The sequence below is a fragment of the Nocardia cerradoensis NBRC 101014 genome (genome assembly GCF_000308535.1).
Taxonomy (GTDB): Bacteria; Actinomycetota; Actinomycetes; order Mycobacteriales; family Mycobacteriaceae; genus Nocardia; species Nocardia cerradoensis.
Map to the genome: position 1 here is coordinate 69,679 of NZ_BAFW01000033.1, position 22,605 is coordinate 92,283.

At 66.6% G+C, this 22,605-nt stretch carries 20 protein-coding genes and 1 riboswitch; of the genes, 13 read left to right on the plus strand and 7 right to left on the minus strand.

Annotation, left to right across the window (positions count from 1 at the left end):
- The first annotated feature begins 177 nt into the window (after positions 1-177).
- On the plus strand, positions 178-3,519 hold the full coding sequence (locus ON23_RS04930; protein ID WP_039776638.1) for an error-prone DNA polymerase: 3,342 nt from the start codon (positions 178-180) through the stop codon (positions 3,517-3,519).
- Positions 3,520-3,585: 66 nt separating this feature from the next.
- On the plus strand, positions 3,586-3,816 hold the full coding sequence (locus ON23_RS04935; protein WP_039776639.1) for a DUF167 domain-containing protein: 231 nt from the start codon (positions 3,586-3,588) through the stop codon (positions 3,814-3,816).
- 24 nt (positions 3,817-3,840) lie between these two features.
- Here ON23_RS04935 and ON23_RS04940 read toward each other — a convergent pair whose 3' ends face one another.
- Entirely contained in the window at positions 3,841-4,305 is a 465-nt protein-coding gene (locus tag ON23_RS04940) for a tRNA (cytidine(34)-2'-O)-methyltransferase (protein ID WP_039776640.1), read from the minus strand.
- 161 nt (positions 4,306-4,466) lie between these two features.
- Here ON23_RS04940 and ON23_RS39110 point away from each other — a divergent pair, with 161 nt between their 5' ends.
- The gene (locus ON23_RS39110) at positions 4,467-4,712 is read left to right on the plus strand and encodes a DUF3017 domain-containing protein (RefSeq protein WP_039776697.1); all 246 of its coding nucleotides are present in this window, start codon (positions 4,467-4,469) and stop codon (positions 4,710-4,712) included.
- A gap of 45 nt (positions 4,713-4,757) precedes the next feature.
- Here ON23_RS39110 and metX read toward each other — a convergent pair whose 3' ends face one another.
- Positions 4,758-5,876 (minus strand): homoserine O-acetyltransferase MetX, encoded by a 1,119-nt coding sequence (gene metX / locus ON23_RS04950; RefSeq protein WP_210744238.1) that lies wholly within the window; start codon positions 5,874-5,876, stop codon positions 4,758-4,760.
- A 44-nt stretch (positions 5,877-5,920) separates the two neighbouring features.
- Positions 5,921-6,160: a hypothetical protein gene (locus ON23_RS04955; RefSeq protein ID WP_039776642.1), complete on the minus strand. Its 240-nt coding sequence runs from the start codon at positions 6,158-6,160 to the stop codon at positions 5,921-5,923.
- Between the two features lie 13 nt (positions 6,161-6,173).
- A riboswitch (SAM riboswitch) is annotated at positions 6,174-6,285 on the minus strand.
- Positions 6,286-6,596: 311 nt separating this feature from the next.
- Here ON23_RS04955 and ON23_RS04960 point away from each other — a divergent pair.
- From ON23_RS04960 to ON23_RS35760, 3 genes are all read left to right on the plus strand, one after another.
- Positions 6,597-7,814 carry an NADP-dependent isocitrate dehydrogenase gene (locus ON23_RS04960; RefSeq protein WP_030513542.1) on the plus strand — a complete coding sequence of 406 codons (1,218 nt, stop codon included), beginning with the start codon at positions 6,597-6,599 and terminating at the stop codon, positions 7,812-7,814.
- 169 nt (positions 7,815-7,983) lie between these two features.
- Positions 7,984-9,288, plus strand: a complete 1,305-nt coding sequence (locus ON23_RS04965) for an MFS transporter (RefSeq protein WP_244970179.1) — start codon at positions 7,984-7,986, stop codon at positions 9,286-9,288.
- A gap of 111 nt (positions 9,289-9,399) precedes the next feature.
- A complete protein-coding gene (locus ON23_RS35760; RefSeq protein WP_051042007.1) occupies positions 9,400-10,662 on the plus strand; it encodes an FAD-binding protein in 1,263 nt (420 codons plus the stop codon).
- 6 nt (positions 10,663-10,668) lie between these two features.
- On the opposite strand, the gene ON23_RS04975 is transcribed toward ON23_RS35760, so the two are convergent.
- Genes ON23_RS04975 through ON23_RS04990 form a run of 4 tightly spaced genes read right to left on the minus strand, consistent with a single transcriptional unit; the run spans position 10,669 to position 16,145 of the window.
- A complete protein-coding gene (locus ON23_RS04975) occupies positions 10,669-11,694 on the minus strand; it encodes a hypothetical protein (RefSeq protein ID WP_157170167.1) in 1,026 nt (341 codons plus the stop codon).
- A gap of 8 nt (positions 11,695-11,702) precedes the next feature.
- Positions 11,703-13,829, minus strand: a complete 2,127-nt coding sequence (locus ON23_RS04980) for a hypothetical protein (RefSeq protein WP_039776644.1) — start codon at positions 13,827-13,829, stop codon at positions 11,703-11,705.
- Positions 13,826-15,760 (minus strand): EspK C-terminal domain-containing protein, encoded by a 1,935-nt coding sequence (locus tag ON23_RS36685; protein ID WP_157170168.1) that lies wholly within the window; start codon positions 15,758-15,760, stop codon positions 13,826-13,828. The genes ON23_RS04980 and ON23_RS36685 overlap by 4 nt, the downstream gene beginning before the upstream one ends.
- Before the next feature lie 34 nt (positions 15,761-15,794).
- The gene (locus ON23_RS04990; RefSeq protein WP_244970197.1) at positions 15,795-16,145 is read right to left on the minus strand and encodes a hypothetical protein; all 351 of its coding nucleotides are present in this window, start codon (positions 16,143-16,145) and stop codon (positions 15,795-15,797) included.
- Positions 16,146-16,435: 290 nt separating this feature from the next.
- Here ON23_RS04990 and ON23_RS04995 point away from each other — a divergent pair, with 290 nt between their 5' ends.
- From ON23_RS04995 to ON23_RS05025, 7 genes are all read left to right on the plus strand, one after another.
- The gene (locus ON23_RS04995; RefSeq protein WP_063821225.1) at positions 16,436-16,975 is read left to right on the plus strand and encodes a potassium channel family protein; all 540 of its coding nucleotides are present in this window, start codon (positions 16,436-16,438) and stop codon (positions 16,973-16,975) included.
- Positions 16,976-17,013: 38 nt separating this feature from the next.
- Positions 17,014-17,658: a TetR/AcrR family transcriptional regulator gene (locus ON23_RS05000; protein WP_030513545.1), complete on the plus strand. Its 645-nt coding sequence runs from the start codon at positions 17,014-17,016 to the stop codon at positions 17,656-17,658.
- Positions 17,659-17,894: 236 nt separating this feature from the next.
- Positions 17,895-19,112, plus strand: a complete 1,218-nt coding sequence (locus ON23_RS05005; protein WP_039776703.1) for a lipid-transfer protein — start codon at positions 17,895-17,897, stop codon at positions 19,110-19,112.
- Between the two features lie 12 nt (positions 19,113-19,124).
- Positions 19,125-19,559 carry a type II toxin-antitoxin system Rv0910 family toxin gene (locus ON23_RS05010; protein WP_036498339.1) on the plus strand — a complete coding sequence of 145 codons (435 nt, stop codon included), beginning with the start codon at positions 19,125-19,127 and terminating at the stop codon, positions 19,557-19,559.
- Between the two features lie 4 nt (positions 19,560-19,563).
- Positions 19,564-20,445, plus strand: a complete 882-nt coding sequence (locus ON23_RS05015) for a MaoC/PaaZ C-terminal domain-containing protein (protein WP_039776646.1) — start codon at positions 19,564-19,566, stop codon at positions 20,443-20,445.
- 14 nt (positions 20,446-20,459) lie between these two features.
- A complete protein-coding gene (locus ON23_RS05020) occupies positions 20,460-21,329 on the plus strand; it encodes an SDR family oxidoreductase (protein WP_039776647.1) in 870 nt (289 codons plus the stop codon).
- Between the two features lie 18 nt (positions 21,330-21,347).
- Complete coding sequence (locus tag ON23_RS05025) at positions 21,348-22,604, plus strand: acyl-CoA dehydrogenase family protein (RefSeq protein ID WP_039776649.1); 1,257 nt, start codon at positions 21,348-21,350, stop codon at positions 22,602-22,604.
- The last annotated feature ends 1 nt before the right edge of the window (position 22,605 follow it).

The following is a 22,605-nucleotide window of genomic DNA, read 5'->3' on the forward strand; positions in this document are numbered from 1 at the left end:
AGAGACTGCCGGCCGGGCGCGACGGCGTGGCGTCCGCGCAGCTCGAGACGGCACGGCCGGTCGGGGCGCTGTCTCCGTCCGGACTCGCCGACCGCGGCGGGGCTGCCTTCCCGAACCTTGGGCTCGCGAGTTAGCATCGGTATCGAATATACGTTCGAATCGACGAGGTGTGCCGATATGGGCTGGGGAAACGGCCCGCCCACCTGGGCGGAAATGGAGCGGGTGCTCTCCGGTCTGCCCGGCCGCGGGGCCACCCCGCCGGGGGACGGCGGGGACAGCCCGGCGTGGTCGCATACCCGCGGCGAATACCGGGCGGGGACGCGGCCGGAGGCGAGCGGTCCGCTGGTGCCGTATGCGGAATTGCACACGCACTCGGCCTACAGCTTTCTCGACGGCGCCTGCCAACCCGAGGAAATGGTGGAGGAGGCGGTGCGGCTGGGGCTCGAGGCCCTGGCGCTCACCGATCACAACGGCTTCTACGGGGTGGTGCGTTTCGCGGAGGCCGCCGCCGAATGGGGGCTGCCGACGGTATTCGGCGCCGAATTGTCGCTGGGGGAATCCCGCGACGCGGCAACGATATTCGGTTCGGCGCCGATGGACGATTCCCAGCCGCGCACGGGGGAGCCGGACCCGTCCGGGCCGCATCTGCTGGTGCTGGCGCGCGGGCAGGAGGGATATCGGCGGCTGTCGCGGGAGATGTCGGCGGCACATATGGTGGCCGGCGAGAAGGGAATTCTGCGGTACGACCTGGATCGGCTCGCCGCCGCCGCGGACGGGCACTGGCATATTCTCACCGGCTGCCGCAAAGGTCATGTGCGCCGGGCGCTGGAACGGGGGGATGCCGAGGCGGAGGCGGAGTTGCGCCGGTTGATGGATCTGTTCGGACGCGACCGGGTGAGCGTCGAACTCACCCACCACGGAGTGCCCGACGACGACGAACGCAATGCCCGGCTGATCGCCCTCGCCGCCCGGCTGGACGTGCCGGTGATCGCCACGACCGCAGCGCATTTCGCCACCCCCGCCCAGGGCCGCCGGGCGATGGCGCTGGCGGCGATCCGGGCCCGGCGCAGTCTGGATGAGATCGACGGCTGGCTGCCGCCGACCGGCGGCGGGCATCTGCGGTCGGGTGCGGAAATGGCCCGGCTCTTCGCCGAATGCCCGCAGGCGGTGGCCGGGGCGGTCGATCTGGCCCGCGCATGCGCCTTCGATCTGCGCTTGATCGCCCCCGAGTTACCGCCGTTCGATGTGCCGCCCGATCACGACGAGAATTCCTGGCTGCGTGAACTCACCCTCACCGGAGCGCGGAATCGCTACGGCCCGCCGGAGGAAAACCCCAAGGCGTACCGGCAGATCGAACATGAACTACGGATCATCACCGAACTGAATTTCCCCGGCTATTTCCTGGTCGTGCACGACATCGTCCACTTCTGCAAGCGCAACGACATCCTGTGCCAGGGCCGGGGGTCGGCGGCCAATTCCGCGGTCTGCTACGCGATCGGCATCACCAATGTGGATCCGGTCGCCAACGATCTGCTGTTCGAACGCTTCCTCGCGCCCGAACGCGACGGCCCGCCCGATATCGATCTCGATATCGAATCCGATCGCCGGGAGGAGGCGATCCAGCACGTCTACCGCAAGTACGGTCGCGAATACGCCGCCCAGGTGGCCAATGTGATCACCTATCGCGGTAAGTCCGCGGTGCGCGATGCCGCTCGCGCGCTGGGGTTTTCGCCTGGACAGCAGGACGCCTTCAGTAAACAGGTGAGCCGGTGGACCGGGGTGGCATCCGAAACGCATACCGATATTCCGGATCGGGTCCTGGAACTGGCGGGCGAGATCGAGGGCCTGCCCCGGCATCTCGGAATTCATTCCGGCGGCATGGTGATCTGCGATCGGCCGATCGCCGACGTCTGCCCGGTGGAGTGGGCGCGCATGCCCGGTCGCAGCGTGTTGCAGTGGGACAAGGACGACTGTGCCGCAGCGGGGCTGGTGAAATTCGATCTGCTCGGCCTGGGCATGCTGTCAGCCCTGCACTACATGATCGATCTGGTGCGCGAGCACAAAGGTGAGGTCGTCGAATTGCACGCCCTCGATCTCACCGAATCCGCCGTCTACGAGATGCTGGCGCGCGCGGATTCGGTGGGAGTGTTCCAGGTCGAGTCGCGCGCCCAGATGGCGACGCTGCCGCGGCTGCGCCCGCGTGCTTTCTACGATCTCGTCGTGGAGGTCGCGCTGATCCGGCCCGGTCCCATTCAGGGCGGTTCCGTGCATCCCTATATCCGCCGGCGCAACGGCCGGGAGGAGGTGACGCTCGACCATCCGGCGCTCGAGAGTTCGCTGGCCCGCACCCTCGGAATTCCGCTGTTCCAGGAACAGCTCATGCAGATGGCGATCGATATCGCGGGATTCACTCCCGCCGAGGCGGATCAGTTGCGCCGCGCGATGGGATCGAAACGGTCACCGCAGCGCATGGAACGGCTGCGCGGTCGCTTCTATCAGGGCATGCGCGATCTGCACGGAATCACCGGGGAACTGGCCGATCGCATCTACGAGAAGATCTACGCCTTCGCGAATTTCGGTTTCCCGGAAAGTCATTCGCAGAGTTTCGCCGCGCTGGTGTTCTATTCGGCCTGGTTCAAACTGCATCATCCCGCCGCGTTCTGCGCGGGACTGCTGAACGCGCAGCCGATGGGTTTCTACTCTCCGCAGTCGCTGGTGGCCGACGCCCGCCGGCACGGGGTGGTGGTGCACGGGCCGGATATCAATCACAGCCTGGCCGGAGCGACGCTCGAGCAGCACGGAACCCAGGTGCGGCTGGGCTTGTCCACGGTCCGGCACATCGGTGACGACGTGGCCGAGAAGATCGTCGCGGCCCGGTCCTCGGGTCCCTATCGATCGTTCCTGGATCTGACCGGCCGGGTCGAGTTGTCCGTGCCGCAGGCCGAGGCCCTGGCCACCGCGGGTGCGCTCGGCAGTATCGAATCCGCGTCCGGCCGCGGGCTCGACCGCCGGCAGGCACTGTGGGCGGCCGGTGCGGCGGCGGGGGAGCGGGCGGATCGGCTGCCGGGGACCGGAGCGGTCACCGACGCACCGGCGTTGCCCGGGATGAGCGAACTGGAAATGGCGGCCGCCGACGTGTGGGCGACCGGTGTGTCGCCCGGTCGCTATCCCACCGAATTCCTGCGCCCGCGCCTGGACGAACTCGGCGTGGTCGCCGCGAACCGGCTGCTCGCCGTGCCCGACGGGTCGAAGGTGCTGATCGGCGGCGCGGTGACGCACCGGCAGCGACCGGCCACCGCGTCCGGAGTCACCTTCATCAACCTGGAGGACGAGACCGGCATGGTGAACGTGGTGTGCTCGGTGGGCCTGTGGCGCCGCTACCGCCGCATCGCCCAGGGCGCTCCCGCACTGCTGATCCGGGGCCGGGTGCAGAACGCCGAGGGCGTGGTGAGCGTGGTGGCGGAACATCTGCAGCGCATGGACCTGCGGATGGCCTCGAAGTCGCGCGATTTCCGCTGAACCGTCGCGGCTACGCTCGTCCCACCGATCGAACATCCGCAGCGCCCGAAGATCGAGGAGCGACACGTGCCGACCGTGGTCCGCGCGACCATCAAACCCAACAGCCGCAAGGGCCCACTCGTCGAGACCCTCGACGACGGCACCCTACAGCTGTACGTGCGCGCCCCCGCGGTGGAGGGCAAGGCCAACAAGGCCGCGATCGAACTTCTCGCCGAGCACTACGGTGTGCCCAAGTCGGCCGTCCACCTCACCGCGGGCGCCACCTCCCGCTTCAAACGCTTCGCGATCGACATCTGAGGCGCCCGACGGCAGGCCGTTGCGCTACACGGCTCCCGGGAACCCCAGCTGCCGCCATGCCTCGTACACCGCGACCGCCGCGGCATTGGACAGGTTCATCGAGCGGCGGCCCGGCAGCATGGGGATGCGCAGCTGGTCGGTGATGTGCGGGTCGGCCAGGACCTCGTCCGGGAGGCCGGTCGGTTCCGGACCGAACAGCAGGACGTCACCGGCACGGTAGGCGATGTCGGTGTTGTGCGTGGTCGCCTGGGTGGTGAAGGCGAAGACGCGCTCGGGACGCAGGGACTTCCATGCGGCGGAAAGGTTTTCGTGCACGGTCACCACCGCGAGATCGTGATAGTCCAATCCGGCGCGGCGCAGCTTCGGCTCCGACAGATCGAATCCGAGCGGCTCGATCAGATGCAGCTCGCACCCCGTGCCGGCCGCCAGACGGATCGCATTGCCCGTATTCGGTGGGATGCGCGGTTCGAAGAACACCAGCTTGAGCACACCGAGACGGTACCCGCCCCACACGAATGGCACGCGTCGCCGCCCCTGCTCTCGGTGGCGGCACGACCGCACATGCGAGAATCGCAGCCGTGACCGACGTGCCGACCACCCACCCGCAGCATTCCAGTCCGGCGAGCCGCTTCTTCCAGGTTCATCTGCCGATGCTGCTGGTCGTCGTGGTGCTGCTGGTCGCGGTGGTTTTCCTGGCGCAGGACCGGTGGCGGCGCGGTGCGTTCTTCATCGGCGGTGCGACGCTGCTCGCGGCCGCGTTCCGGTTGTGCCTGCCGTCGGCGCGGGTCGGGCTGCTGGCGGTGCGCAGCCGTCCGTTCGACATCGGCGCCTATACCGTGCTGGGCGGCGCGATCATCGTGCTCGCGGCCACCATCAGCAGCCTCGGCGTCGGCTGAACTCGCGTCGTCTGAACTCGCGTCGACTGAACTCGGAGGACGGATTCAGGATTCGCGGGCGTCCTGCGCGGCGCGCGCCAATTCCATCGTCTGCTCCAGCAATTTGCCGATGGCCTCGATCTCGGTGAGGAAACCGTCGTGGCCGTCGCGCGAGTGCACGACTTCCAGACCTTTGCAGCCGGGCAGCAGATCGGCCAGTTCCTGCTGGGTCCGCAACGGATACAACCGGTCCGAGTCCACGCCACCGACCACGCACGGCACCGGGGTGGCGGCCAGCGCGGCCTCGATGCCGCCGCGTCCGCGGCCGACGTCGTGCCGGTTCATGGCCTCGGTCAGCAGCACGTAGGTGGCCGCGTCGAACCGTGCGACCAGCTTTTCGGCCTGATGCTCCAGATAACTCTGCACCGCATAACGGCCACCGTCCCAAGGGTTTTCGTCGCCCTGCGCGGTGTTGGCGAACCGGTGGTCGAGTTCGAATTCGGTGCGATATGTCAGATGCGCGATCCGGCGCGCGATGCCCAGCCCGGCCAGCGGCCGGCGGCCGGTGCCGTGATAGTCGCCGTCCTGCCAGTCCGGATCCGAGGTGATCGCGGCGATCTGGGTGGTCTGGGTGCCGATCTGATCCGCGGTGGCGCGGGCGCCGACCGCCAGCACCAGGGCCGCGTCGACACGATCGGGGTATCCGACCATCCATTCCAGCACCCGCATGCCGCCCATCGAACCGCCGACCACCGCGGCGATGCGGGGGAGTCCGAGCAGGTCCAGCAGCGCCACTTCGGCGCTCACCTGGTCGCGGATCGAAATCTCCGGAAAGCGTGCCCCCCAAGGCTTTCCGTCCGGCGCGAGGGACGAGGGGCCGGTGCTGCCCTGGCAACCACCCAGAACGTTGGTCGCGATCACGCACCAGCGGTCGGTGTCCAGTGCCGCGCCGGGCCCGACCAGTCCGTCCCACCAGCCCGGCAGGGCGTGCAGTTCGTCGGGTTGTCCGCAGACGTGGGAATCGCCGGTCAGCGCGTGTTCGACCAGCACCACGTTGTCCAGGCCGGGGGCCAGTTCACCCCAGCGCTGCACGGCCAGTTCGACACCGGGGACGACCGCGCCGTTCTCGAGGCGGACATCGCCGACCCCGATGATTCCCACCGTGCCGTCCGGCGGGGGTAGCAGTGTCGTCGCGCCCGGGCGTGACGTGCTCGATTCGATACTCACGGTCACCGTGCCGTCACCACGTCGAGCCGTGCCACGCGATCGATCCCCGTCACCCGCATCGGCCCGCGGACCTGCCGGAACGCGGCGCCGGCGGCCGCCGGGTCGGCGCACGGCGAGAGCGCGCGCGTGGTCGAGGCGGTACGGAGGGCTGGGGCACACACATCCCCGATGGTAGCGATACGGCTGTGCCGCTCCGCCGCCTCCACGGACTTGCCGACGATGGGCACGGTGGACTCGCTCACTTGTAGCTCCTGACAGTCGCGCTTGCTCTCGGCTTTCGAGAGCCCGGTCAATCACCCGGAGCACCCCACCGCAACTGGAGGGTTGCCGGCCAGCGAGCCGGGGCTTGGCGCTGGCACTCATGACCTGTCGTGGATGGTAACAATCGGTCACGACCGGGGCGAGGGTTGGGCTCGGCCGATTCGAGGCGGACGTTCGCGGCGTATGTCCGTTTCCCCGCCGATCGCATCGGGCCGGTGTGACGTGGGTAGCTCTCAATGGGACCGCCCCTGTCAGTGAGACCCAGCGCACCAGTACGCTTGTCTTGTTTAGCACCAGGCGTCTCGTGGACAACGCGGGGCGTATACGTTGTCTGTTGAACAGCTGGGGTCCGCTCACAAGCGTGCTCGCCTGGCCGTGCAATGGGAGCACACCTTCCTTAGGAGGACACGAAGATCCATGTCCAAGATCAAGGTTGAAGGGACCGTCGTCGAACTCGACGGCGACGAGATGACCCGGATCATCTGGCAGTTCATCAAGGACAAGCTGATCCATCCGTACCTCGATGTGAACCTCGAGTACTACGACCTCGGCATCGAAACCCGCGACAAGACCGATGACCAGGTCACCGTCGACGCGGCCAACGCCATCAAGAAGCACGGTGTGGGTGTCAAATGCGCCACCATCACCCCCGACGAGGCACGTGTCGAAGAATTCGGCCTCAAGAAGATGTGGCGTTCGCCGAACGGCACGATTCGTAACATTCTCGGCGGCACCATTTTCCGCGCGCCGATCATCATTTCCAATGTTCCGCGTCTGGTTCCCGGCTGGACCAAGCCGATCATCATCGGCCGTCACGCCTTCGGTGACCAGTACCGCGCCACCGATTTCAAGGTGCACCAGGCCGGCACCGTCACGATTCAGTTCACCCCGGAGGACGGCTCCGAGCCGATCGTCCACGAAGTGGTGAAGATGCCCGAGGACGGCGGCGTCGTCATGGGCATGTACAACTTCAAGAAGTCGATCGAGGACTTCGCGCGGGCGTCGCTGAACTACGGCCTGCAGCAGAACTACCCCGTCTACATGTCGACGAAGAACACCATCCTGAAGGCCTACGACGGCATGTTCAAGGACACCTTCCAGGAGATCTTCGAGACCGAGTTCAAGGACGAGTTCGCGGCCGCCGGACTGACCTACGAGCACCGGTTGATCGACGATATGGTCGCCTCCGCGCTGAAGTGGGAAGGCGGCTACGTCTGGGCCTGCAAGAACTACGACGGCGACGTGCAGTCCGACACCGTGGCGCAGGGCTTCGGTTCGCTGGGCCTGATGACCTCGGTGCTGCTCACCCCGGACGGCCGTACCTGTGAGGCCGAGGCCGCGCACGGCACGGTGACCCGCCACTTCCGTCAGCACCAGCAGGGCAAACCCACCTCCACGAACCCGATCGCCTCGATCTTCGCGTGGACGCGGGGTCTGGCCCATCGCGGCAAGCTGGACAACACCCCCGAGGTCATCGGCTTCGCGCAGACCCTCGAGGACGTCGTCATCAAGACCGTCGAGAGCGGCCAGATGACCAAGGATCTGGCGCTGCTGGTCGGCGGCAACCAGGGCTATCTGACCACCGAGGAGTTCCTCGGCGTGCTCGATGCGAATCTGGCGCGCGAACTGAGCTGAACGCTCACGACCGGCCGGAATCCGGCGCGGCCGGTAGACATATCCGGGCACCCGCCCCCACCGATCCCGGTGGCCGCGGGTGCCCGAATTGCTTTCCGCACCCATCGGGTGAGTCGAATCACGCCGCCCGCCGGTATCGCCGCGGCGGCCGCGCGTGTTGGCCACACCCATGGCCGACTCAGCTTCCGTGCGCACCGCACCACCCGTCGACTTCCCGCCGGAGTCACCCGCGAGTGACGTGTCGTCCCGTGCGCCGCTCGGCTCCGAGGGGGCGCCGCAGACTCGCACCGGTTGGCATATTCCGGCGATGCTCGCGCTGGCGCTCGGCGGTTTCGGGATCGGCACCACCGAATTCGTCACCATGGGACTGCTGCCCGACATCGCCGCGGACCTGCATGTTTCGGAGCCCACCGGCGGACATGCCGTCTCGGCGTACGCGCTGGGCGTGGTGGTCGGCGCGCCCGTGATCGCGGCGCTGTGCGCCCGGATGCCGCGCAAGCGCCTGCTGATCGCCTTGATGGTCGCGTTCACGGTCGGAAATATCGCCTCGGTGCTGGCCCCGGCGTTCCCGGCTCTGGTCGCGGCCCGGTTCGTCGCGGGCCTGCCGCACGGCGCCTACTTCGGCGTGGCCTCGCTCGCGGCGGCCTCGCTGGCCCCGGTGGGGCAGCGGGCCAAGGCCGTCGCCGCGGTGATGCTGGGCCTGAGCGCCGCCAATGTGGTGGGCGTTCCCGCCGCCACCTGGCTGGGGCAGGGCCTCGGCTGGCGCGACGCCTATGTGGTGGTGGCCGTCATCGGGGTGGCCACGGTCTTCGCGATCAGCCGCTTCGTACCCGATCTGCACGGGGTGCGGGTGACCGATCCCCGCACCGAGCTCACCGCCCTGCGCCGTCCGCAGGTGCTGCTGACGCTGCTGGTCGGCGCGGTCGGCTTCGGCGGCATGTTCGCGGTCTACACCTACATCACCTCGACCCTCACCGACGTCGCCGGCATGGGACAGGGCCTCGTACCGATCGTGCTGGCGCTGTTCGGCCTGGGCATGGTCGCGGGCAATATCGGCGGCGGCATCCTCGCCGACCGCGGCGTGGACCGCTCGGTGTTCGTCGCGCTGATCGCGATGGTCGTCATCCTCGCGGGTTTCGTTGCGGCAGCCCACAACCCGTTCACCGCGGCCGCGGGCGCCTTCCTGGTCGGCGCCTCCGGAGCCGCACTGGCGCCCGGCCTGCAGACCCGCCTGATGGACGTCGCCCACGACGCCCAAACTCTCGCCGCCGCCCTCAACCACGCCGCATTGAACATCGCCAACGCGGCGGGCGCATGGCTGGGTGGTCTCGTCATCGCGGCGGGCCTCGGATACACCGCACCGGCCGTCGTGGGAGCGGGGCTGGCTGTGGCCGGGGTGGTGCTGTTCACCATCACCGCGTGGTCGGCCCGCAGGGTCGCGGGGCACCGCGAGGTTGCTGTAGGGCGCGGCTGAACATCCGGCCGCGCCCTACTCCTGGCAGTGAGAAGCCGCCCCGGCAGATCGCTACGATGACGGCGTGCCGCATACCGCTGACCGGACGGTGACCCGACCGCTGCCGAAATCATGAGTGCCGCTGAGGTTTCCGCCGGCGAATTCGACACCGACTTCGGTGGCTTGCACCGAGCCACACCTCGGGCCGTCCATCGGCTGCCGTCCGCCTTCCCGTCCGCCCTGCTCGGCTCCGGCCGGCCGTTGACGCTGCGGGGCTCCGGGCATTCCTGCGCGGGACAGACGGTCACCGCCGACGAACTGCTGGTCACGTACGCGCCCGAGAGCGCGACCCGGGAGATCCGGGACCTCGGCGAGGGATTGTTCGAGGTCCCGGCGGGTGCGAGCTGGCACGGGCTGGAGCGATATCTGAACCGGCGCGGGCGGGCGTTTCCGGTTCTGCCGAATTATCTGCACATGTCGGTCGGGGGCACCCTGTCCGTCGGCGGCGCCGGGTCCGAGTCGATCCGATCCGGCTGGCAGCTCGACCAGGTGGAACGCATTCAGCTGATCGACGGAACAGGAAGCAGCCGTTGGTGTTCCCGAACCGAACACGCCGAGTTGTTCCGGTTCGCGCTCGGCGGACTGGGCGCCGTCGGCCTGATCGAGCGCGCGGTACTCCGGACGGTCGAATACGAGCCGCGGATACACGAACATCGGGCCGATCACGCGACGCTAGGCGCACTCGCCGAACACACCGCCCGAGTCGCGCGGGCCGGCGACGTCGACTCCTACTGGGGAATGTCCCGGCACGGCCGAATCCGGTCGGTCACGGGATGGCGTGGCGACGGCCCGGCCCGGCCGTGTGACGGCGAGAACTGCGCCGTCCTCACCGAGTCGCCGATGTGGGAGACCGATCCACATGCCGCACCGCCGCCTCCCGCCGATCGGGGACGGATGTGGGCCGACTACGTGGTACCGGCCGAACACTGTGTCGCGATGTTCGAAGTCGTTGCGGCGCAGCTGGACCGGGCTCCCTTCGACGATCCCTCGACCATGGTCTACGCGCTGGTCGTGCGCCGTCCGCCCGACCCGGCCCCCTTCGCCTTCGCGCCCGTCCTCATCGCACCCGTCTCGGTCGGTGTGGGGCTGTACGCCACTGTCGACCGCGATCCGGCCGCGAAAGCCGATGTCAGGCAGACCTTTCGCGACTTGCAGCGACGCTGTTGCGAGTTGGGCGGCCGCCCGTACCTGTACGGCGTCGTCGACCTCGACGACGCGAAGACTGCCGGCCTCTACGGCGACGACCTCGACAGGCTCGCCGAACTGCGTGCCTCACTGCGGCTCGGGCACGTCAATGCGAATCTTCCGATCGTGCGAGCGGCCGAGCGGACCTGAGCTCGGTCACCGGGGGATCTCCCACGTCGGTGTTCCGTACACGTTCAGTTTGTCGATGCCGTGCTCGGGTGAAAAGCCCAGTGCGAGCGCTGAACAGCGCCAGGTTGCGCCACAGGCCCGCGCGGCGTGATCCATCGCATCGATCGCCCGTGTGCCGCCGTGGTGCCGCACCGCCAGCTCACGTACGAGCGTGTTGATGTCGTCGGAGCGCCTCGTGGCCAATGACACGGTGTATGAAGGGTCTTCATCTCCGTGGCGGGTGCAGCAGACGAAGTAGCTGAAGTCGTGCAAGTGGGCGGCGTCTACACCGCACCGGGTGAATTCGGACAGTGTTTCCCACGCGGAATCGCCGAAATAGCGGACCAGTTTCATCGGCACCGCTACGTCTCGGAAGCGTGCTCGCACGTAGAGTTTGTACGTCAGGTGGGCGCACGCGTCGACCTCTATCGCCAGTCCGGCGTTGCGAAACAGATCGTCGTTCACGGGTATCGGACACAATCCCTCGAACCCGGACCATCGTCGACTCACGGCCTCGACGGCATCGACCCTCCCGGCCGGGCTGCAGTACACCTTGAGACCGGCAAGGCGATCCGGCTCGGCGGGGTGGTGCACAATCCCGAGCCACATAGCCGGGCGTCGACCCGCCTCGATCGCGGCAGGATCGGGGTAGACAGTGGTGACGAATGAGTGCAGAAGGCCGATCATCTCGTCGTTCCCATCCGGCAGCCGGAAGGCCAGCTCCGCGATGGCGGCCAGGTACGCCTCCAGCCGAACGGCGAATTCCGGTTCCCAGGTGGTGGTTTCGGTGATGTAGCGCAGCAGCCGGGCGGAGCGTCCTCGCCCGCCGGTCACGCTGGCCTCGAACGGCAACCCGGACACGGTGATCCCGCTGGAGCGACGCCCGCCCGGGGTGCGTGTGTCCAATCGGCCCCCGCAGGCCCGAAGCAGCACCGAGCGAACAGATTCCGGCGTGCAACCGGTCCCGATCCGCTCGGCGACATCGACCAGGAAGTCGCCGGCCGACTGGGCCACCGCGGCTGTCACGTCTCTTGCGTGTCGGTGCTCGGCGGGCGTTCAGAGGTTGTCGACGACGCGGCGACCACTGTGGTCGGCTGGACAACCGCGTTCGCCTGCAGCTGCCCCTGCTGGTCCGAATCCCCTGCCCCGGCCGGTCGGAAGAAGCCTTGGAATCGGCCGAACGCTCCGTTGTCGTAATTGGGAAGTTCTTCCAGACTGACGTGCCGCATCTGGCCGTCGGTGATGATGTAGTAATTGTCGGTACCCTCGCGGACGATCACCGCGCTGCGATCGGCCCACTGCACGACGTCGCCGGTGTGCAGATTCGAACCGTCGACCGGTGTGGCCTGCGCGAAGGCGCTGCCGTAGGCGGCGGCCGCATCGCTGCCGTTCGGATTGTTGAACGCCCTGTTCACGGCGTCGGCCACGACTGCGGGAACCTTCTGCGGCGTACTGCCGTCCGGGAGTTTCATGTCGACCATGGAATTGCCGATATGCGGGGCCGTGCCGGAAGCCGGCGTGGCCGAGACGGGCGAGGCCGGATTCGTGTAGGCGGCCTGCTGCGCGGTGGCTCCCGTCGCCGTTTGCGCTGAATTAGCCTCTGGCAGAAGCGAATTCGCCTGTCGTCCGAGAGCCGACGACAGGGGGTTCTGGCCGTAATGCGAGGCGGGATTGTTCTGATTGCCCCCCTGGTTCATGAATCCGCCCGACCCGAAGTTCCCCATAGGATTCGTGAATCCAGCCAAGGGATTCATGGCTCCCGTGAACGGGTTCGTCGACGCGGCGGTGGTGCCGGCCGAATTCTGACCGGTGGTTCCGCTCCCCCCGTTGTTACCGGTGAGGGCGTTCTCTATCTGGTCCCATGCCGTGGAATCGCCCGAGCCCGTGCCGCTGGTCGAACCGGTGCCGTCTCCGGTGCCGGTGCCTGTTCCGTTCGCTCCGTCGATGTTCCACGGATCCGTGATATCGGTCGTATCGGTCTGGAATTGGCCGTCGGTGAGACCGCCGAAAATGCTGTCGCTGTAGTCCGTCTGGTCGGCCAGGTCGGTGGTGCCGGAGGTGTCGGTGACGGGCGTGTAGGGCGTCGCCGGCGCTGCGGGGGCCGCCGGTGCGGCGGGCGCCGCCGGTTTCTGCGGTTCCTTCGGGCCCGGATCGTCGACATGATCGGCTTGCTTCTGGAACTTCATCGCCGTGTCGTCATAGATCTTGTTCCATTTGTCGACGGCGGTTTGGATGTGGCTGACGTAGTACTTCTGCTCCGCTTCCGGAGTGAGTACGAAATTGTCGTTTTCTGTCTTACGGGTGTAGACGGTTTCGTCGGGCTCGGTGGTGGTGGCGCTCACATGCGCTCCGGGTAGGACTATCGTGTTCCCTTTCTGGGTGTACGTGCTGTAGTCCTGCTGAAGAAAGCCGTTGAGTTCATCCTTTACGCCCCGGAGCTTGGAGGCGCAGTCGAGAAGGTCCTTCTGGGTGGTCTTGGTCGTGAAATTTACGTCCTTGCTTTTATCTTTATACGTTTCTTCTCGCGAGTCGAAGGTCTTTTTGAAGGTGTCGTACCTGTCGATGACATTGGACCAGCCCTCAGGCTTGTCGAGTTGGTGTTGCTCCAGTAGGGAATTGAAGTCCGGTGCGTCCTTCGGGTTGCGCGAGCCGAGTGAATCGAAACCGGCCTGCATGGTGTCCTGAGTGTCCTGGATCAGTTCGAGGAGTGATTCACTCCGTCCTTTGGGAACATAAAGGAGTACCTCCTCGAAATGCTTCTTGCCATCGCTGGGGAGAAAGCCGAAATCCTTGTCGAATTTAGCCGGAGCGTCGGTCTTCTCATTGTCCTGCTTAGTTTTCTGGGCGTTTTTGTACGCCATCGCTTCGTCGAGATTATCGTCGCCCAGCGCTTTGGCGAGCTCTTTGTAGTCGCTGTCTTTTCGTGGATCCCAGCCGTTGGCATCACTCAGCCCGATAGAGGTTACGAGATCTTGCCTATCGTCTTTGTCCAAACCGTTCCATACTGTCTTGAAGTCTTCCGGAGACAGTTGGTCGAGTTCTTTCAGGATGGTGAGTGATTGATCTTTGGTATAAGTGTCGTCAGCCCAAGTTTTGTCGTGGGTCGATTGGATCTCTTTGATCAGAGTACCGGGATCCTTGCCGGTCATCGGATGCTCCTTTCTTCACCGTAGCGCCCCGGGCTCACAGGGAAACTCCGATATTCGGCGGCAGGTGAGAGGTTGGGCCCGGCTGAACCCGTATCGACAGAAGTAGCGTTCGCGGTCGCTGCCGGCACCTTTCCTAGGATGCTCTGGAGCTGCGGATGCTCGGCAATCTGATCGTGGACGTACAACACATCGCGCAGCATTCGATGGTCATCTTTTTCTGTGAGCAGTAGCGAAATCAATTCATCGGCCCGTCGCTCGAACATCCGGCTGCGTTCGGTATCCACATCCGGTGGCGGTGAGAAACTGCTGGAAATGATCGCAGACGTGGCCGCAGCACGCGATGATCCGGACGGCGCGAATACGGCCGAGGCGGGCGCGACAAGGTCTTGGGCGGCTGGAGGAAGATGTGGCCGACTGCTCGCGGACACCCGGTCTCGGGCGCCGAGGGAGTGCAGGACCTCCTGTCGCCGGGCTCGCTGCGCCCGAACCTCCGGGGTGGCGTCGGGCATAGCCTGCCGGGCGAGAGCATCGGCCTCGCGGGCCAGTTGCACGCAGACCGCTCGGATGTCGGAGTCCGCTACCTCGGCTGCACGCTGTCGCGATGTTGCGGAGCCACCAGCGTCGAGCCGATCGAAAAGACCCGCGCCGGGACTGGATAGATCGACAGAGGTCTCTGTTGCGACTACCAGGTCCGCAACGGCGACCTCGCTGCCCAGCGTGGCACGCACATAGTCGCCCACTCCCGACGTCGACGCGAGAGCGCGCAAATGTCCGCGTTTCGCCCGCGCGGCATGATGGGCGAATTCGGTGAGGATCCGCGCGGGATCGGCGTTGTTCTCGAACGCGGTGATGGCGCGGCGGCCCTCGGCGTCCAGGATCGAATCCCATCGCCATGGGATCAAAACCTCCGACGGGACGAACAAGCCGGCGGGCAGCCATCCGCGCCCCTCGGTCGACGTCAGCAGGACGACGGCACCTCTTCTGTTCCGCACCACGCCCGTCGCCCACTCGACGCCAGGCGCGGAATCGCCGACGGCGAAAAGGACGGCGCTCAATAATGTCCGGGCGAGCGTCAGATCGTCCTCCCCGCCGCCACCGACTATCAGCTGCGGCAGACCCTGCCGGTGGCCGCGGACGGGCTGGGACGAGACCGCAAGCGGTCCTGGCCGCAGCGGTCTCGGTGGTTCGGGGGCCGGACCGGCGGGTAGTGGGCCCGTCGGCCCTGTGGGTGGGGCGGTAGCGACGGCCGGCGCGTCGGGCTGCGTACCGGTCCCGTATTCGGCAGTGAAGACACCGGCATCTTCGGGCGTGCTGTCATCTCCGGGCACTCCATGTGGGGGAGGTGGAGCCGAACCGTCGACGCGATGTTCGGGACTCGGCATCGAATGCGAAACATCCATGGGCGCAACCGGATTCGCTCCGGCAAACGCTGGAGCGCCGCCATGGCCCGGCTGGTCGGGGGTGGCCGCCCCTGGGTCGGTCACTCCGTCGGTATGGCCGACGACGGGCCGCGCGGGACCATCCGGCGCGCGTTGCGGCGAATCATTCGATATGCCCGGCGTTTTCGGAGTGTCACCGTCCGGTGCGCCGGGGCCGTGAGTGACCGGACTCGGCCCGCCATGCGGACCGGCGTTGGAAATCTGGTGGCCCCCGGAGAGTTCGGTGTTTTCCATTCGTCCGGCCGCGGCTCGCAGATCGTGTGCGGTCCGTTCGGCCGACGCCGCCTGGGCTTCGGCCTTCTCATGGCGTTTCCGGTAGTAATCCTTCAGCGCCCCGTGCATCGGATCTGCGATAGTGCCGTAACCGTCCGGAAACTCCGTCAGCCAGCTCTCCGGAATCTCGCCCCATTTCCGCATGGCAGCTGCGTATCTCTCGAGTTGCTCGGCATATACGCGCAGCTGATCAGGATCAAGATCCAGATAGTTCGCCATAACTGGCCAATCCTCCCGCCCAGCCGTCCGAGCCTTATTCTTCTGGGTTCCCAGTGGTGGAGGGCTTCCGCGCGTCCATCTCCGCCCGCCACTGTCGTGCCTTCTCGGCCAGCGGCACATGGTGATGGTCCTCGTTCATGGCGATGCTGTACTGCCGGCGCGCGTTGACGGTGCTTTCCCGGATGGCGGCCACGATCTCGGCGACCAGCTCGTCATTGCCGAAACGATCGCAGGTACCGGGTGCGAGGTACAGGTCCGTCAGCTGGCCGTAGACGTTGACCTCGGGAATCACCATCCCGCTCGGCGAGGGTCGGCGCGCGACTATGCCGTCGGCACGCTCACGCATTTCGGCGATGCGGTGCTTCAGTTCTCGTCCCATCGCCATCGCCACGCGCACATCGGGGTGAAGTTCTCTCATCAATCCTCACGCTGCTCCGGCGGGACATCCCGACATGGCGCCCCGCAAGCCCTGCCGGCTCGCCGAACCGGGCCAGGCGCGGCTCGCCACCGACTGGTCGACGTTCAGTGTCTCAACTCGGGTCGCCGCCGCGCGGTGGCGTGATTTCCCACTGTGGGGAAGTGTTGGCTTGCCGCCGCGTCAACCTCCCGATGTGGCGGCCCTCGGCGTGGTTGAGTGATCCGGAGCAGGCGGCGGCACTCGACCGGGAGGTCAGGATGGATCCGCAGGTGCAGGGGAGTGGTGGTGGCGACCCGCGGCGGCGGGCGGTGCTGTTCGCCGCCGCGCGGACCGCGCTGACGACGATCGTGCTGGTGGCGCTGTATTTCGTCATGCCCCTGCATCATTTGAACGAGCTCGGTCCGATTCTGGGCTTGTGCGGTGGTCTGGTGGCGGTCGTCGTGCTCATCGTGCGGCAGACCACGCGCATCGTGGCCGCGCCTTATCCCGGGCTGCGCGGGGCCGAGGCGCTGACCGTGATCGCGGTGGCCTTCATTCTCATGTTCGCCACCACGTACGTGCTGATGTCGGCGGCGGCGCCGGACAGTTTCTCGGCGCTGCTGACCCGGATCGACGCGCTCTATTTCACGGTGACCGTGCTGGGGACGGTCGGTTTCGGCGATATCGCGGCGACCTCGCAGGCGGCGCGTGTCGTGGTGACCGTGCAGATTCTGGCCGATCTGGCGCTCATCGGCGCCGGGGTGCGGGTGCTGCTGGCCGCGATACAACGCGGACGGGCGGCGCGCGAGCCCGAGTGAGTTTCATGCACGTGTGTATGTAAGTGTAGGATTTCCGGATGGCCAGATCTGTCGTCGGTAAGCCGCCGCGTCGTACCCAGGAGCAGCGCAGCAGCGAGATGCGGGTGCGATTGCTGGACGCGACCATCGATTGCCTGGTCGAATACGGCTACGCGGGCACCACGACGCCGCGCGTCGCGGAGCGGGCCGGGGTCACCCGCGGCGCGCAGGTGCATCACTTCGGTTCCAAAACCGATCTGGTCGTGGCCGCCATTTCCCACCTGGCGCAACGGCGAACCGAGGCCGCGATGAAGGAGCTGGGCCGGTTGCGCGCCGGTGACGATCCGATCGGCGCCACCTTGGACGCGATGTGGGAGTTACACCAGGGACCGCTGTTCATCGCGGCCATGGAGCTGTGGGTGGCCGGCCGCACCGATCCGGTGCTGGCCGCCGAGGCCGAGAAGGTGGAACCGTTCGTCAACAACGCCGTCCTGATGGCGGTATCGCAGCTGGTCCCGGATGAGTTGCGGCGCAAGGAAGTCCGGGACTTCGCCTATACCGCGATGGATACCCTGCGCGGAATCCTGGTCTCCAACTTCGTCTCTCCGGATCCCGAGCGTGCCCACCGCCGCTGGCAGCGCGCTTCCGCGCATCTGCGCCGGGCCGCCGAATCCGCACTCCCGGGCCTCGGAATCGGCGGTTGACGCCCCGTACCGCCATGCCGGTGCACCGGCGTCGACGCGTGAGCTGTAGCGAGCTACAGATGCATCTGTACGTATCAACACAAACGTTCTAGCTGGGCATATCTCCCGACCTGACGGCGAAAGCGCGCACCCTATTGCGTCTTTACATACAGCTCCGTATGTTTGTTTCCAGTTCGATCGGAACGGATCGACCACTGCCGCTCGCCGGGGCGGCCGACTGGGAGAAGGGTGGTTCGATGGCGAACAAGGTCTACGTCGTCGGCGTCGGAATGACGAAGTTCGAGAAACCGGGTCGGCGGCAGGTCGAGGAGGCCGACGGCACGACCCGTGCGTGGGACTACCCGGATATGGCGCGCGAATCCGGCACCAAGGCGCTGGCCGATGCCGGAATCGACTACCGGGAGGTGCAGCAGGCCTACGTCGGCTACGTCTACGGCGAGTCCACCTCCGGTCAGCGCGCGGTCTACGAATTGGGAATGACCGGTATCCCGGTGATCAACGTCAACAACAACTGTTCCACCGGTTCCACCGCGCTCTACCTTGCGGCGCAGGCGATTCGGGGCGGGCTGGCGGACTGCACACTGGCGCTGGGCTTCGAGAAGATGCAGCCCGGTTCGCTCGGTTCCACCTGGGACGACCGCGAGCAGCCGATGGCCAAGCACATGATGGCGCTGGCCGAGATCTCCGAGGTGCTGTTCCCGCCGGCGCCCTGGATGTTCGGCGCCGCGGGCCGCGAACATATGAAGCAGTACGGCACCACCGCGGAGCATTTCGCGAAGATCGGCTACAAGAACCACAAGCATTCGGTGAACAACCCGTATTCGCAGTTCCAGGACGAGTATTCGCTCGACGACATCCTGGGCGCGCGGATGATCTACGACCCGCTCACCAAACTCCAGTGCTCGCCGACTTCGGACGGATCGGGCGCGGTGGTCCTCGCCTCCGAGGACTTCGTCGACCGGCACGGTCTGGCCGGGCGCGCGGTGGAGATCGTGGGCCAGGCGATGACCACCGATTTCGCCTCCACCTTCGACGGCACCGCGAAGAACCTGATCGGCTACGACATGAATGTGCAAGCCGCGCAGCAGGTTTACCGGCAGTCCGGCCTGGGTCCGCAGGACTTCCAGGTGATCGAACTGCACGATTGCTTCTCCGCCAACGAACTGCTGCTCTACGAGGCGCTGGGCCTGTGCGGCGAGGGCGAGGCCGGCAGCCTCATCGACGGTGATCAGACGACCTACGGCGGCAAGTGGGTGGTCAACCCGTCGGGCGGCCTCATCTCCAAAGGGCATCCCCTGGGGGCGACGGGTCTGGCTCAGTGCAGCGAGCTCACCTGGCAGCTGCGCGGGGACGCCGACAAACGCCAGGTCGAGGGCGTCACCGCCGCACTGCAGCACAACATCGGCCTCGGCGGAGCCGCGGTCGTCACCGCCTACCAACGCGCCGAGCGCTGAAGGAGTACGAACATGGGTCACATCGAAGCCACCAAGAATCTCAACGCCACCCCGGACGCGCTGTGGGCGGTCGTCTCGGATCCGCAGACCTGGGACAAATGGTTCACCATTCACGAACGCTGGATGGAGGAGCCGCCGGCCACGCTGACCACGGGTTCGAAGCTGGTCGCCAAGATCATGATGCTCGGCATGGCGAACAAGATGGAATGGGTTGTGGAAGAGGTGAATTCGCCGAACAACCTGGTGCTCAGCGGCGCCGGGATGGCCGGTGTGAAGGTGAAGTTCTCCTTCGACATCGCACCCGAGGGAGCAGGCAGCAAATTCTCGGTCTCCGGTGATTTCGAGGGCGCCCTCATCAAGGGCGCGCTGGGCAAGGCGGTCGAGAAGGACGGCGCCAAGCAGCTGGACACCACCCTCGAACAGCTCGACGCCCTGGCGACGGCCTAGCGATATGGCCACCGAAACAGGGCCCCGGCCCGTGGAATTCGACGACGCGGGCCTCAACGTCTGGTCCGACGAGGAGCGGTTCGAGGTCACCCGGGAGCGGATCGCCGAGTACGCCGCCGCCACCAACGACCCGATTCCGGCTCACCTGTCCGGCGATATCGCCTCACCCGTCTTCGCCATCGTCCCCGTCTTCGAGGCGATGATGATGCCGGTGATCGACGTCGTCCCGATGGACATCTTCGGCCGAGTTGTGCACGGCGAGCAGGACTTTCACTTCCACCGCCCGATCCGGCCCGGTGACCGGCTGGTCTCGAGGGCCAAGGCGGTCGGCTACGAGGGTCGCGAGAACGGCACCACCATCACCATTCTCATCGAATGCCGGGACTCCGACGGTGAGCTGGTCAACGAGCAGTATCTGACCGCCTTCTTCCGCAACATCGATGTCGGCAAACAGGTCGGTGAGAGCGCGCCGCCGCACAAGTTCGATCCCGGACTGGAGATGCGGCCGCCGCTGGCCCGGGTCGCCGCGCACGTGGACGACGATCAGACCTACCGCTATGCCCCCGCCTCCGGCGATCCGGTGCCGCTGCACCTGGACGAGCAGGTGGCCAAGGATGCCGGACTGCCCGGCATCATCGCGCACGGTCTGTGCACGATGGCGATGTCGTCGTGGGCCGTTCTCACCGAGGTCGCCGGTTCCGACGTGCAGCGGTTGAAGCGGTTCGCGGTGCGCTTCTCGAAGATGGTGTTCCCCGGCGACGATCTGGAGACCCAGATCTGGAAGACCGGCTCGACCGGCTCCGACACCACCTACGCGTTCCGCACCGCACGCGGAACCGATCTCGTTCTGACCGACGGCCTGGCGGTCGTCGCCGACAACTCGTAGTCGAGGAGACTGTCATGGGTGTTTTGGATGGGCGGGTCGCCGTCATCACCGGCGCGGGCCGCGGCATCGGACGCGAACACGCGCTGTTGTTCGCGCGGGAGGGTGCCTCGGTCGTGGTGAACGACCTGGGCGGCAGCAACGCCGGGGAGGGCGCCGATGCCGGACCGGCGCAGGAGGTGGTGGAGGAGATCCGCGCCGCGGGCGGGAAGGCGGTGGCCAACACCGACAACGTCGCGCAGTGGGACGGTGCGAAAAACCTGGTGGACCAGGCGATCTCGGAGTTCGGCACGCTGGACGTGGTGATCAACAACGCCGGCATCCTGCGTGACGGGTTCATCGCCGGGCTGGAGGAATCGCAGTGGGACGCGGTGATCGCGGTGCACCTGAAGGGCCACTTCAACGTGCTACGCCACGCCGCGGCGTATTGGAAGGACCAGTCGAAGGCCGGTAAGCAGCCCAACGCCGCCGTCGTCAACACCGCCTCGGCCTCCGGCGTCACCCTGCCCAACGCCGGCCAGGCCAACTACGGCGCGGCCAAGGCCGGTATCGCCGCGTTGACGCTGGTCGCCGCCGAGGAACTGGAGCGTTACGGCGTGCGGGTCAACGCCATCGCCCCGATGGCACGCACGCGCCTGACCCTGGCCACACCCGGGATGGGGGCGATCTTCGCCGCCGAGGTGGGCGAGGGTGAATTCGACGCCTTCAGCCCGGCCAACATCTCACCGCTGGTCGCCTACCTGGCCACCGACAAATGCCCGGTCACCGGCAAGGTTTTCGCCGTCCAGGGCGGCGCCATCTCCGAGCTCGGCGGCTGGCACGACGTCAAGACCATCGAAACCGACGGCCCCTGGCTGATCGACGACATCGCAGCCCGGCTGCCCTGACGCTGGAGGAGAACGACGATGTTCGAATGGTCCGAGACCGACGAGATGATCCGCGCGGCCGTGCGCGCCTTCATCGACAAGGAGATCCGGCCGCATCTGGACGCTCTCGACAGCGGTGAGATGCCGCCGTATCCGATCCTGCGAAAACTGTTCGGCGAGTTCGGCATCGACGTCATGGGCGCCGAGGCGATCGAGAAGATGCTTGCCAAACAGCGTGCCGCCGAGGCCGCGCCGGAGGAGGCCGGGCAGCGCGACAAGAAGCCCAGATCCGGTGGTGACCCGTTCGGTGAGCAGCAGTCGTTGATGGCGGTGCTGATCAGTGAATTGTCCGGCGTCAGTATGGGTTTGGTCGCGGCGATGGGTGTCTCGATCGGCCTCGGCGCGGCCACGATCATGTCGCGCGGCACGCTCGCGCAGAAGGAGCGCTGGCTCGCCGATATCGTGACCTTGAAGAAGGTGGCGGCCTGGGCCATCACGGAACCGGATTCGGGCTCGGATGCCTTCGGCGGCATGAAGACCTCGGTCAAGCGCGACGGCGAGGACTACATCCTCAACGGCCAGAAGACCTTCATCACCAACGGGCCCTACGCCGATGTGGTGGTCGTCTACGCCAAACTCGACGAGGGCGACGGCACCGACAGGCGCGATCGCAAGGTGCTCACCTTCGTCCTCGACAAGGGCATGGAGGGTTTCACCCAGGGTAAACCGTTCAAGAAGATGGGTTTGCACTCCTCGCCCACCGGCGAATTGTTCTTCGACAACGTGCGATTGGGCAGGGACCGGTTGCTCGGCGAGGCCGAGGAACACAAGGGCGGCGACGGACGCGAAAGCGCGCGAACGAGTTTCGTCGCCGAGCGGGTGGGTGTGGGATTCATGGCGCTGGGCATCATCAACGAATGTCACCGGCTCTGTGTGGAATACGCCAAGACCCGCACGCTGTGGGGTCAGGAGATCGGCCGCTTCCAGCTGGTGCAGCTCAAGCTCGCGAAGATGGAGATCGCCCGCATCAACGTGCAGAACATGGTCTTCAACACCCTCGAACGCGGCCGCGCGGGGAAACCGCCCACGCTGGCCGAGGCCTCGGCGATCAAACTGTACTGCTCGGAGACGGCCACCGAGGTCGCGATGGAGGCCGTGCAGTTGTTCGGCGGCAACGGCTACATGCAGGAATATCGCGTCGAACAACTCGCCCGCGATGCCAAGTCCCTGATGATCTACGCCGGCAGCAACGAGATCCAGGTGACCCATATCGCGAAGGGGCTCCTGGGCCGGTGAT